Genomic DNA, 11334 nt, shown 5'->3' with positions numbered 1-11334 from the left:
TTGCCTCAACCTTTTTTATTTCAAGTCTTTTCTATTTTAAAGTATTCATGTTATAATGGATAAATATGAAGAATCGGAGTGAGTATATGAAGTACAAACGAATCGTCTTTAAGGTAGGGACCTCCTCCTTGACAAATGAAGACGGGAGTTTATCAAGAAGTAAAGTAAAGGCAATTACCCAACAATTAGCTATGTTGCATGAGGCCGGGCATGAGTTGATTTTGGTTTCATCTGGGGCAGTAGCGGCTGGCTTTGGTGCTTTAGGTTTTAAAAAACGGCCGACCAAGATTGCAGATAAGCAGGCCTCGGCCGCAGTAGGCCAAGGTTTGCTCCTAGAAGAATACACAACCAACCTCCTCATGCGCCAGATCGTTTCAGCGCAAATTTTGCTGACACAGGATGATTTTGTAGATAAACGTCGCTATAAGAATGCCCACCAGGCCTTGTCTGTATTGCTTCATCGTGGTGCAATCCCCATCATCAACGAGAATGACAGTGTCGTTATTGATGAGCTCAAGGTCGGGGACAATGACACTCTGAGTGCCCAGGTAGCGGCGATGGTTCAAGCAGACCTTTTAGTTCTCTTGACCGATGTGGACGGTCTCTATACTGGAAATCCCAACTCAGATCCAACAGCCAAACGTTTGGAGAAAATCGAGACTATCAATCGTGAGATTATTGATATGGCTGGTGGAGCAGGTTCGTCTAATGGTACAGGTGGGATGTTGACTAAAATCAAGGCGGCTACGATTGCAACGGAGTCAGGGGTGCCAGTCTATATCTGCTCGTCCTTGAAATCAGATGCCCTGATTGAGGCAGCGGAGGAGACCAAGGATGGATCCTTCTTTGTTGCGCAAGAGAAGGGCCTTCGTACCCAGAAACAATGGCTGGCCTTCTATGCTCAAAGTCAGGGAACGATTTGGGTAGATGGTGGAGCTGCAGAGGCACTTTCAAAAAACGGGAAAAGTCTCCTTTTATCGGGTGTGGTAGAAGTGGAAGGAAACTTCTCTTACCACGATATTGTCACAGTAGCAGATAAAGAAACAGGTCAATCTCTTGGAAAGGGATGTGTCCAATTTGGCGTCTCAGCCCTAGAAGATATGCTCCGTTCTCAAAAAGCTAAGGGAGTCTTGATTCACCGTGATGACTGGATTTCCGTCACTCCTGAAATCCAGCTGCTCTTTACAGAATTTTAGAGGTGAACGATGGTAAGTACACAAGAACAATTCGAACAGGTACAGGCTGTTAAGAAATCAATCAATACTGCTAGTGAAGCAGTGAAAAACCAAGCCTTGCTAGCCATGGCTGATCAGTTATTGGCGGCTACTGAGGAGATTTTAGTGGCAAATGCCCTCGATATGGCAGCGGCCAAGGGGAAAATCTCAGATGTCATGCTAGACCGTCTTTATTTGGATGAGGGACGTATAGAAGCGATGGCAAGAGGGATTCGTGAAGTGGTTGCTTTACCAGATCCTATTGGTGAAGTCCTAGAAACAAGTCAGCTTGAAAATGGCTTGGTTATTACTAAGAAGCGTGTGGCCATGGGGGTTATTGGTATTATCTATGAAAGCCGTCCAAATGTGACGTCTGATGCGGCTGCCTTGGCTCTCAAGAGTGGGAATGCGGTCGTTCTTCGTAGTGGGAAGGACGCCTACCAAACTGCTCATGCTATTGTCACAGCTTTAAAGAAGGGCTTGGAGACGACTACCATTCATCCAGAGGTGATTCAACTGGTAGAAGATACTAGCCGTGAAAGCAGCTATGCCATGATGAAGGCCAAGGGCTATCTAGACCTTCTTATTCCTCGTGGAGGTGCTGGCTTGATCAATGCCGTGGTTGAAAATGCTATCGTACCCGTTATCGAGACAGGAACTGGAATTGTCCATGTCTATGTAGATAAGGATGCAGACGAAGACAAGGCTCTAGCCATTATCAACAATGCTAAAACCAGCCGTCCTTCTGTCTGCAATGCCATGGAGGTCTTGCTGGTTCATGAAGACAAGGCAGCAAGCTTCCTTCCTCGCTTGGAACAAGTTCTGGTTGCAGAGCGTAAGGAAGCTGGACTGGAACCAATTCAATTCCGCCTGGATGAGAAAGCAAGTCAGTTTGTTTCAGGTCGAGTAGCTGAGGCCCAAGACTTTGACACTGAGTTTTTAGATTATATCCTAGCGGTTAAGGTTGTGAGCAGTTTAGAAGAAGCAGTTGAGCATATTGAAGCTCACAGTACCCATCATTCGGATGCCATTGTGACGGAAAATGCTGCAACTGCAGCTTACTTTACAGATCAAGTGGACTCAGCAGCGGTTTATGTCAATGCCTCAACGCGTTTCACTGACGGGGGCCAGTTTGGACTTGGATGTGAGATGGGGATTTCTACTCAGAAACTGCACGCGCGTGGGCCAATGGGCTTGAAAGAGTTGACCAGCTACAAGTATGTGGTTACTGGTGACGGACAGATAAGGGAGTAAGAGATGAAGATTGGATTTATCGGTTTGGGGAATATGGGTGCTAGCTTGGCGAAAGCTGTCTTGCAGGCCAAAACGGGTGCTCAGATTCTCCTTGCCAATCGTAGTCAAGCGAAAGTAGATGCTTTCATCACAAATTTCGGTGGTCAGGCTTCCAGCAATGAAGAAATTTTTGCAGAAGCAGATGTGATTTTTCTAGGAGTTAAGCCTGCTCAGTTTTCTGAACTGCTTGCTCAATATCAGGCCATCCTTGAAAAGAGAGAAAGTCTTCTTTTGATTTCCATGGCAGCTGGATTGACTTTGGAAAAACTGTCCAAATTTCTGCCGACCCATCACCGAATCATTCGCATCATGCCCAATACTCCAGTGGCTATCGGCCAAGGAGTGATTAGTTATGCCATGTCAGCAAACTGTCGTGCTGAGGACAGGGAACTCTTTTGTCAGCTTTTAGCCAAGGCTGGCCTCTTGGTTGAACTTGGGGATGGATTAATCGATGCTGCGACAGGGCTTGCTGGTTGTGGTCCTGCCTTTGTCTACCTCTTTATCGAAGCTTTGGCAGATGCAGGTGTTCAGACAGGATTGCCCCGAGAAACGGCCTTGAAAATGGCAGCTCAAACAGTAGTCGGCGCTGGGCAAATGGTTCTCGAAAGCCAGCAACATCCTGGAGTTTTGAAAGATCAAGTTTGCAGCCCAGGTGGTTCGACTATCGCTGGTGTAGCAAGTCTGGAAGAACATGCCTTTAGAGGCACCGTCATGGACGCAGTTCATCAAGCCTATAAACGAACACAAGAACTAGGTAAATAAGAGGTGGCCTTGACTGCCTCTTTTATGGTGCATGGAATAAGAAGACAAAAAGATTGTCACAAACCCATATTTTTTTGATAGAATAGAAGTAGTAAAAAAGAAATGAGTTAGACATGTCAAAAGGATTTTTAGTCTCTCTTGAGGGACCGGAGGGAGCAGGAAAGACCAGTGTTTTAGAGGCTCTGCTCCCAATTTTAGAGGAAAAAGGAGTAGAAGTGCTGACGACCCGTGAACCTGGCGGAGTCTTGATTGGAGAGAAGATTCGGGAAGTGATTTTGGATCCAAGTCATACTCAGATGGATCCTAAAACAGAACTCCTTCTCTATATTGCCAGTCGTAGACAGCACTTGGTGGAAAAAGTTCTTCCAGCACTTGAAGCTGGCAAGTTGGTCATTATGGATCGATTCATCGATAGTTCCCTTGCTTATCAGGGATTTGGCCGAGGCTTAGATATTGATGCTATTAATTGGCTCAATCAATTTGCGACAGATGGCCTCAAACCTGATTTGACACTCTATTTTGACATTGAGGTGGAAGAGGGGCTGGCTCGCATTGCTGCTAATAGTGACCGCGAGGTCAATCGTTTGGATTTAGAAGGTTTGGACTTGCACAAGAAAGTTCGTCAAGGTTATCTTTCTCTTCTGGACAAAGAAGAAAATCGCATTGTCAAGATTGATGCGAGTCTTCCTTTGGAGCAAGTTGTGGAAACAACCAAGGCTGTCTTATTTGATAGAATGGGCTTGGCTAAATGAAACAAGATCAACTAAAGGCTTGGCAGCCAGACCAGTTTGACCGCTTTGTCCGTATCCTAGAACAAGACCAGCTCAATCACGCCTATCTCTTTTCAGGTTTCTTTGGAAGCTTGGAAATGGCGCAGTTTTTGGCTAAGAGCCTCTTTTGTACGGATAAAGTAGGCGCTTTGCCGTGTGAGAAATGCCGAAACTGTAAGCTGATTGAACAGAAAGAGTTTCCCGATGTCACCTTGATTAAGCCAGTCAATCAGGTCATCAAGACAGAACGGATTCGAGAATTAGTGGGCCAGTTTTCTCAAGCAGGGATTGAAAGTCAGCAACAGGTTTTTATTATCGAGCAGGCGGAGAAAATGCATCCCAACGCAGCCAATTCTCTGCTCAAGGTCATCGAAGAACCCCAGAGTGAAGTTTACATTTTCTTCTTGACCAGCGATGAGGAAAAGATGTTGCCAACTATCCGTAGTAGGACTCAGATTTTCCACTTTAAAAAGCAGGAAGAAAAGCTCATCCATCAATTAGAACAAGCAGGTCTAGTTAAGAAAAAAGCGACTCTCTTAGCCCAGTTTAGTCAATCACGAGCTGAAGCAGAAAAGTTGGCTAATCAGGCAAGTTTTTGGACCTTGGTGGATGAGAGCGAACGCCTGCTGACCTGGTTATTAGCTAAGAAAAAAGAAAGTTATCTCCAAGTTGCTAAATTAGCCAGCTTGGCAGATGATAAGGAAAAGCAGGATCAGGTCTTGCGAATCCTCGAAGTTCTCTGTGGGCAGGATCTCTTGCAAGCAAGGATGCGACAGATTTTACAAGATTTGGTAGAAGCCAGAAAAATGTGGCAAGCTAATGTAAGCTTTCAAAATGCCATGGAATATCTGGTCTTGAAAGAAATATAAACTCAATGAAGGATAAAGAAAGGAAAGGGCTGGTTTATGGATAAAAAAGAATTATTTGACGCGCTGGACGATTTTTCTCAACAGTTATTGGTGACCTTGGCCGATGTGGAAGCCATCAAGAAAAATCTCAAGAGCCTGGTAGAGGAAAATACAGCTCTTCGCTTGGAAAATAGTAAGTTACGAGAACGCTTGGGTGAGGTGGAAGCAGATGCTCCCGTCAAGGCTAAGCATGTTCGTGAAAGTGTCCGTCGGATCTATAAAGACGGTTTTCACGTATGTAATGATTTTTATGGACAACGCCGCGAGCAGGATGAGGAATGTATGTTCTGTGACGAGTTGTTATACAGGGAGTAAGCATGCAGATTCAAAAAAGTTTTAAGGGCCAAACTCCCTATGGCAAGCTTTATCTAGTAGCAACGCCGATTGGCAATCTAGATGACATGACTTTTCGTGCCATCCAGACTCTGAAGGAGGTGGATTGGATTGCTGCTGAGGACACACGCAATACAGGGCTTTTGCTCAAGCATTTTGATATTTCCACTAAGCAGATCAGTTTTCACGAGCATAATGCCAAGGAAAAAATTCCTGATTTGATTAGTTTCCTGAAGGCCGGTCAAAGTATTGCTCAGGTATCTGATGCGGGTCTGCCTAGTATCTCAGACCCTGGTCATGATTTGGTCAAGGTAGCCATCGAGGAAGAGATTGCAGTTGTTACCGTTCCAGGCGCCTCTGCAGGAATTTCTGCCTTGATTGCCAGTGGTCTGACTCCACAACCACACATCTTTTACGGTTTTTTACCAAGAAAATCAGGCCAGCAAAAGCAATTTTTTGAATCAAAAAAAGCTTATCCAGAGACTCAGATTTTCTACGAATCGCCCCATCGTGTGGCTGATACGCTAGAAAATATGCTAGAAGTCTACGGTGACCGCTCGGTAGTCTTGGTCAGGGAATTGACCAAGATTTATGAAGAATACCAACGAGGAAAGATCTCTGAATTGCTGGAAAGCATCGCTGAAACGCCACTCAAGGGAGAATGCCTTCTCATCGTTGAAGGCGCCAGTCAGGATATGGATGAAAAGGACGAGGAGGACTTGTTTTCAGAAATCCAAGCTCGTATCCAAGAAGGCATGAAGAAAAACCAAGCCATTAAGGAAGTTGCGAAACTCTTCCAGTGGAATAAAAGCCAACTCTACGCTGCCTACCATGATTGGGAAGAAAATCAAGAAAATGACTAAACAGGGAAGTTTGCCTTCTTCCCTTTTTTTGTTATACTAGTAAAAGAAAAAATTAGAAAGATTTGTGGGAGTGAAAAAGTCCGGGGGACTTTTTCAGCCTGAGCCAAGAAATTCGAGAGCGAAGAAAGTCCTGTGGACATTTTCAGCCTGAGCCTAGAAACTTGAATGCTAGGTAAGTTCGGTTGGCTTTTTCAATGTAAAGCTTGTTTTCACACTCCCAAAGAGGTATTAGTGTCATGTCTCAATCTTATATCAATGTTATCGGTGCTGGTTTGGCTGGTTCTGAAGCAGCTTACCAAATCGCAGAACGTGGTATTCCAGTGAAACTCTATGAAATGCGTGGTGTAAAGCCTACACCCCAGCACAAAACAGACAATTTTGCGGAGTTGGTTTGTTCCAATTCTCTTCGTGGCGATGCCCTGACTAATGCTGTTGGGCTCCTCAAGGAAGAAATGCGTCGCTTGGGTTCGGTCATCTTGGAATCAGCAGAAGCTACACGTGTTCCTGCAGGTGGTGCCCTTGCGGTGGACCGAGATGGTTTCTCTCAGATGGTAACCGAAAAAGTAGCCAACCACCCTCTGATTGAAGTAGTCCGTGATGAAATTACAGAATTAACAACAGATGTTATTACAGTTGTCGCTACTGGCCCTTTGACCAGCGATGCTCTAGCTGAAAAAATTCATGCCCTTAATGATGGTGATGGTTTCTATTTCTATGATGCGGCAGCGCCTATTATCGATGTCAACACCATTGATATGAATAAGGTCTACCTTAAGTCTCGATACGATAAGGGAGAAGCGGCCTATCTTAACGCTCCTATGACTAAGCAAGAGTTTATGGATTTCCATGAAGCCTTGGTCAATGCGGAGGAAGCTCCGCTGAATTCCTTCGAAAAAGAAAAGTACTTTGAAGGATGTATGCCTATCGAAGTCATGGCCAAGCGTGGCATTAAAACCATGCTTTATGGTCCTATGAAGCCAGTTGGTCTGGAGTATCCAGACGATTACACAGGCCCTCGCGATGGGGAGTTCAAAACACCGTATGCTGTTGTCCAGCTTCGTCAAGATAATGCGGCTGCTAGCCTCTACAATATCGTCGGTTTCCAAACCCACCTCAAATGGGGAGAACAAAAGCGTGTCTTCCAAATGATTCCGGGTCTTGAAAATGCTGAGTTTGTCCGTTATGGGGTCATGCACCGTAATTCTTACATGGATTCACCAAATCTTCTTGAGCAGACCTACCGTTCTAAGAAACAACCTAACCTCTTCTTTGCTGGTCAAATGACAGGAGTAGAGGGCTACGTTGAGTCAGCAGCTTCTGGATTGGTTGCTGGAATAAATGCTGCTCGTCTCTTCAAGGGAGAAAGCGAGGTTATTTTCCCAGAGACAACAGCGATTGGTAGTCTGGCTCATTACATCACCCATGCTGACAGCAAGCATTTCCAGCCCATGAATGTCAACTTCGGTATTATCAAGGAGTTGGAAGGCGAGCGTATCCGTGATAAGAAGGCTCGTTATGAAAAAATTGCAGAGCGTGCTCTTGCTGACTTAGAGGAATTTTTAACTGTCTAATTTTTTTCAAAGAATTGCTAATGGTACTATAAAAATCTTAGAAATTGTGATAAAATAGGTAGGATGAAAAAAGGAGAGTAAAAATGGCGAACCCCAAGTATAAACGTATTTTAATTAAGTTATCAGGTGAAGCCCTTGCTGGTGAACGTGGCGTAGGGATTGATATCCAAACAGTTCAAACAATCGCAAAAGAGATTCAAGAAGTTCATAGTCTAGGGATCGAAATTGCCCTTGTTATTGGTGGAGGAAATCTCTGGCGTGGAGAACCTGCTGCAGAAGCAGGAATGGACCGTGTTCAGGCAGATTACACTGGAATGCTTGGGACCGTTATGAATGCTCTTGTGATGGCAGATTCATTGCAGCAAGTTGGTGTCGATACGCGTGTGCAAACTGCCATTGCTATGCAACAAGTGGCAGAACCTTACGTACGTGGACGTGCCCTTCGCCACCTTGAAAAAGGCCGTATCGTTATCTTTGGTGCTGGAATTGGTTCACCTTACTTCTCAACAGATACAACAGCAGCCCTTCGTGCAGCTGAAATCGAAGCAGATGCCATTCTTATGGCTAAAAATGGTGTAGATGGTGTTTACAATGCCGATCCTAAGAAAGACAAGACAGCTGTTAAGTTTGAAGAATTGACCCACCGTGACGTTATCAACAAAGGTCTTCGTATCATGGACTCAACTGCTTCAACCCTCTCTATGGACAACGACATTGACTTGGTCGTCTTTAACATGAACCAACCAGGCAACATTAAACGTGTTGTATTTGGTGAAAATATCGGAACAACAGTTTCAAACAATATCGAAGAAAAGGAATAAGAAAATTATGGTTAACGCAATTGTAGAAAAAGCTAAAGAGAGAATGACCCAGTCTCACCAATCACTTGCTCGTGAATTTGGTGGTATCCGTGCCGGTCGTGCCAACGCAAGCTTGCTAGACCGTATCCATGTAGAATACTATGGAGTCGAAACTCCTCTTAACCAAATCGCTTCTATTACTATTCCAGAAGCGCGTGTCTTGTTGGTAACACCATTTGACAAGTCTTCATTGAAAGACATCGAACGTGCCTTGAACGCTTCTGATCTTGGTATTACACCAGCTAATGACGGTTCTGTGATCCGCTTGGTTATCCCAGCTCTTACAGAAGAGACTCGTCGTGACCTTGCTAAAGAAGTGAAGAAGGTCGGTGAAAATGCTAAAGTGGCTGTCCGTAATATCCGCCGTGATGCTATGGATGAAGCTAAAAAACAAGAAAAAGCAAAAGAAATCACTGAAGACGAATTGAAGACTCTTGAAAAAGATATTCAAAAAGTAACAGACGATGCTGTGAAACACATCGACGACATGACTGCCAATAAAGAAAAAGAAATCTTGGAAGTCTAAAAATAAACAGAAAAACTCAGTTGGCATTGCTGGCTGAGTTTTATTCGAAAGAAGGAAATATGAATACAAATCTTGCAAGTTTTATCGTTGGACTTATCATCGATGAAAATGACCGTTTTTACTTTGTGCAAAAGGATGGTCAAACCTATGCACTTTCTAAGGAAGAAGGTCAACATTCGGTAGGGGATACGGTCAAAGGTTTTGCCTATACAGATATGAAGCAAAAACTCCGCTTGACCACTCTAGAAGTGACTGCCACTCAGGACCAATTTGGCTGGGGAACGGTAACGGAAGTTCGTAAGGACTTGGGTGTCTTTGTCGATACTGGTCTACCTGATAAGGAAATCGTTGTGTCACTCGATATCCTCCCTGAGCTCAAAGAACTCTGGCCTAAGAAGGGTGATAAACTTTACATCCGTCTTGAAGTGGACAAGAAAGACCGCATCTGGGGACTTTTAGCGTATCAGGAAGACTTCCAACATTTGGCTCGTCCTGCCTACAATAATATGCAGAATCAAAACTGGCCAGCCATTGTATATCGTCTCAAGTTGTCAGGAACCTTTGTTTACTTGCCAGAGAATAACATGCTTGGTTTCATTCACCCAAGTGAGCGCTACGCAGAGCCACGTTTGGGACAAGTGCTAGATGCGCGTGTTATTGGTTTCCGTGAGGTGGACCGCACCTTGAATCTATCCCTTAAACCACGTTCCTTTGAAATGTTGGAAAATGATGCTCAGATGATTTTGACCTACTTGGAAAGCAATGGCGGTTTCATGACCTTGAATGATAAGTCGTCTCCTGAGGACATTAAGGCAACCTTTGGTATTTCTAAAGGTCAGTTCAAGAAAACGCTCGGTGGCTTGATGAAGGCTGGCAAAATCAAGCAAGACCAGTTTGGTACAGAGTTGATTTAGGGAGGCTTATGAGAAAATCATTTTACACTTGGCTCATGACCGAGCGCAATCCTAAAAGTAATAGCCCTAAAGCCATCTTGGCAGACCTCGCTTTTGAAGAGTCAGCTTTTCCAAAACATACAGATGATTTTGATGAGGTGAGTCGCTTTTTGGAGGAGCATGCCAGTTTCTCTTTTAACCTAGGAGACTTTGACGCCATCTGGCAAGAATACTTAGAACACTAGAGACAATGAGATGAGGCTAGTATTTTATTGTTCTCTTTGCTATAATAAAAAGAAATAAACGGATTAGAGAGGTTCTTTATTTGAAGGAACATTCAATAGACATTCAACTGAGTCACCCAGATGACTTGTTCCATCTTTTTGGTTCCAATGAGCGCCATCTTCGTTTGATGGAAGAAGAGCTCGATGTGGTGATTCATGCTCGTACGGAGATTGTGCAGGTTATCGGAGAAGAGTCTGCCTGTGAGGAAGCCCGTCAGGTTATCCAAGCTTTGATGGTCTTGGTGAATCGAGGAATGACGGTTGGCACGCCAGATGTGGTGACTGCGATTAGCATGGTCAAGAACGATGAAATCGACAAGTTTGTCGCCCTTTATGAAGAAGAAATCATCAAGGATAATACAGGGAAACCGATCCGTGTCAAAACCTTAGGTCAAAAACTTTATGTGGACAGTGTCAAACAGCATGATGTGACCTTTGGAATCGGACCTGCAGGGACAGGGAAGACCTTTCTTGCAGTGACTTTGGCAGTAACTGCCCTTAAACGTGGGCAAGTCAAGCGGATTATCCTGACTCGTCCAGCAGTGGAAGCTGGCGAGAGTCTAGGATTTCTTCCGGGCGATCTTAAGGAGAAGGTCGATCCTTATCTTCGACCAGTTTATGATGCCTTGTATCAGATTCTCGGCAAAGACCAAACGACTCGTCTCATGGAGCGTGAGATTATCGAAATCGCGCCCCTTGCCTATATGCGTGGTCGAACCTTGGATGATGCCTTTGTCATTCTCGATGAAGCACAAAATACGACCATCATGCAGATGAAGATGTTCTTGACTCGTTTGGGATTTAATTCTAAGATGATTGTCAATGGAGATATCAGCCAGATTGACCTGCCACGCAATGTTAAGTCCGGTTTGATTGATGCTCAAGAAAAGCTCAAGAACATTCACCAAATTGACTTTGTTCATTTTTCAGCCAAGGATGTGGTTCGCCATCCAGTTGTCGCTCAGATTATCCGAGCTTATGAACCAACTCCAGTTAAAAATGAAGAAAAGAAGGAAGAGACAGAATAGCAAAAAAAGAGCAGTTCAATTTGAACTGC

Annotated in this window: 13 protein-coding genes; all 13 read left to right on the top strand. The window is 44.4% G+C overall.

Features of this window, described 5'->3' with window-relative positions; translation table 11 throughout:
• Positions 1-86: 86 nt before the first annotated feature.
• The 13 genes from proB (at position 87) to D8847_RS00915 (ending at position 11305) form a co-directional block, all read left to right on the top strand.
• The gene (gene proB, locus D8847_RS00975; RefSeq protein ID WP_221761512.1) at positions 87-1196 is read left to right on the top strand and encodes a glutamate 5-kinase; all 1110 of its coding nucleotides are present in this window, start codon (positions 87-89) and stop codon (positions 1194-1196) included.
• A gap of 9 nt (positions 1197-1205) precedes the next feature.
• The gene (locus D8847_RS00970; protein WP_125840296.1) at positions 1206-2468 is read left to right on the top strand and encodes a glutamate-5-semialdehyde dehydrogenase; all 1263 of its coding nucleotides are present in this window, start codon (positions 1206-1208) and stop codon (positions 2466-2468) included.
• 3 nt (positions 2469-2471) lie between these two features.
• Positions 2472-3269, top strand: coding sequence for a pyrroline-5-carboxylate reductase (gene proC / locus D8847_RS00965; protein ID WP_125840295.1), 798 nt, complete (start codon positions 2472-2474; stop codon positions 3267-3269).
• Between the two features lie 113 nt (positions 3270-3382).
• Entirely contained in the window at positions 3383-4021 is a 639-nt protein-coding gene (gene tmk, locus D8847_RS00960) for a dTMP kinase (RefSeq protein ID WP_125840294.1), read from the top strand.
• Positions 4018-4908 carry a DNA polymerase III subunit delta' gene (locus tag D8847_RS00955; protein ID WP_125840293.1) on the top strand — a complete coding sequence of 297 codons (891 nt, stop codon included), beginning with the start codon at positions 4018-4020 and terminating at the stop codon, positions 4906-4908. The genes tmk and D8847_RS00955 overlap by 4 nt, the downstream gene beginning before the upstream one ends.
• Before the next feature lie 36 nt (positions 4909-4944).
• Complete coding sequence (gene yabA / locus D8847_RS00950) at positions 4945-5262, top strand: DNA replication initiation control protein YabA (RefSeq protein WP_000358227.1); 318 nt, start codon at positions 4945-4947, stop codon at positions 5260-5262.
• Positions 5263-5264: 2 nt separating this feature from the next.
• Positions 5265-6143, top strand: coding sequence for a 16S rRNA (cytidine(1402)-2'-O)-methyltransferase (rsmI, locus tag D8847_RS00945; protein WP_125840292.1), 879 nt, complete (start codon positions 5265-5267; stop codon positions 6141-6143).
• A gap of 236 nt (positions 6144-6379) precedes the next feature.
• Entirely contained in the window at positions 6380-7714 is a 1335-nt protein-coding gene (gene trmFO / locus D8847_RS00940) for a methylenetetrahydrofolate--tRNA-(uracil(54)-C(5))-methyltransferase (FADH(2)-oxidizing) TrmFO (protein WP_125840291.1), read from the top strand.
• Between the two features lie 83 nt (positions 7715-7797).
• Positions 7798-8535 (top strand): UMP kinase, encoded by a 738-nt coding sequence (gene pyrH / locus D8847_RS00935; protein WP_000002996.1) that lies wholly within the window; start codon positions 7798-7800, stop codon positions 8533-8535.
• A gap of 7 nt (positions 8536-8542) precedes the next feature.
• Positions 8543-9100, top strand: coding sequence for a ribosome recycling factor (frr, locus tag D8847_RS00930; protein ID WP_084878030.1), 558 nt, complete (start codon positions 8543-8545; stop codon positions 9098-9100).
• Between the two features lie 59 nt (positions 9101-9159).
• Positions 9160-10014 carry an RNA-binding virulence regulatory protein CvfB gene (cvfB, locus tag D8847_RS00925; RefSeq protein WP_125840290.1) on the top strand — a complete coding sequence of 285 codons (855 nt, stop codon included), beginning with the start codon at positions 9160-9162 and terminating at the stop codon, positions 10012-10014.
• An 8-nt stretch (positions 10015-10022) separates the two neighbouring features.
• On the top strand, positions 10023-10238 hold the full coding sequence (locus D8847_RS00920) for a YozE family protein (protein ID WP_001232084.1): 216 nt from the start codon (positions 10023-10025) through the stop codon (positions 10236-10238).
• Positions 10239-10318: 80 nt separating this feature from the next.
• A complete protein-coding gene (locus tag D8847_RS00915) occupies positions 10319-11305 on the top strand; it encodes a PhoH family protein (protein ID WP_125840289.1) in 987 nt (328 codons plus the stop codon).
• Positions 11306-11334 lie beyond the last annotated feature (29 nt).

This window comes from Streptococcus mitis (assembly GCF_003942795.1).
GTDB classification, from domain to species: Bacteria; Bacillota; Bacilli; order Lactobacillales; family Streptococcaceae; genus Streptococcus; species Streptococcus mitis_BJ.
This window is presented reverse-complemented; position numbering and strand designations above follow the sequence as displayed.

What these genes read in the sequence shown, in the direction of transcription:
- proB (WP_221761512.1), top strand. Translation starts at nt 87, where the DNA reads ATGAAGTACAAACGAATCGTCTTTAAGGTAGGGACCTCCTCCTTGACA.
- D8847_RS00970 (WP_125840296.1), top strand. Translation starts at nt 1,206, where the DNA reads ATGGTAAGTACACAAGAACAATTCGAACAGGTACAGGCTGTTAAGAAA.
- proC (WP_125840295.1), top strand. Translation starts at nt 2,472, where the DNA reads ATGAAGATTGGATTTATCGGTTTGGGGAATATGGGTGCTAGCTTGGCG.
- tmk (WP_125840294.1), top strand. Translation starts at nt 3,383, where the DNA reads ATGTCAAAAGGATTTTTAGTCTCTCTTGAGGGACCGGAGGGAGCAGGA.
- D8847_RS00955 (WP_125840293.1), top strand. Translation starts at nt 4,018, where the DNA reads ATGAAACAAGATCAACTAAAGGCTTGGCAGCCAGACCAGTTTGACCGC.
- yabA (WP_000358227.1), top strand. Translation starts at nt 4,945, where the DNA reads ATGGATAAAAAAGAATTATTTGACGCGCTGGACGATTTTTCTCAACAG.
- rsmI (WP_125840292.1), top strand. Translation starts at nt 5,265, where the DNA reads ATGCAGATTCAAAAAAGTTTTAAGGGCCAAACTCCCTATGGCAAGCTT.
- trmFO (WP_125840291.1), top strand. Translation starts at nt 6,380, where the DNA reads ATGTCTCAATCTTATATCAATGTTATCGGTGCTGGTTTGGCTGGTTCT.
- pyrH (WP_000002996.1), top strand. Translation starts at nt 7,798, where the DNA reads ATGGCGAACCCCAAGTATAAACGTATTTTAATTAAGTTATCAGGTGAA.
- frr (WP_084878030.1), top strand. Translation starts at nt 8,543, where the DNA reads ATGGTTAACGCAATTGTAGAAAAAGCTAAAGAGAGAATGACCCAGTCT.
- cvfB (WP_125840290.1), top strand. Translation starts at nt 9,160, where the DNA reads ATGAATACAAATCTTGCAAGTTTTATCGTTGGACTTATCATCGATGAA.
- D8847_RS00920 (WP_001232084.1), top strand. Translation starts at nt 10,023, where the DNA reads ATGAGAAAATCATTTTACACTTGGCTCATGACCGAGCGCAATCCTAAA.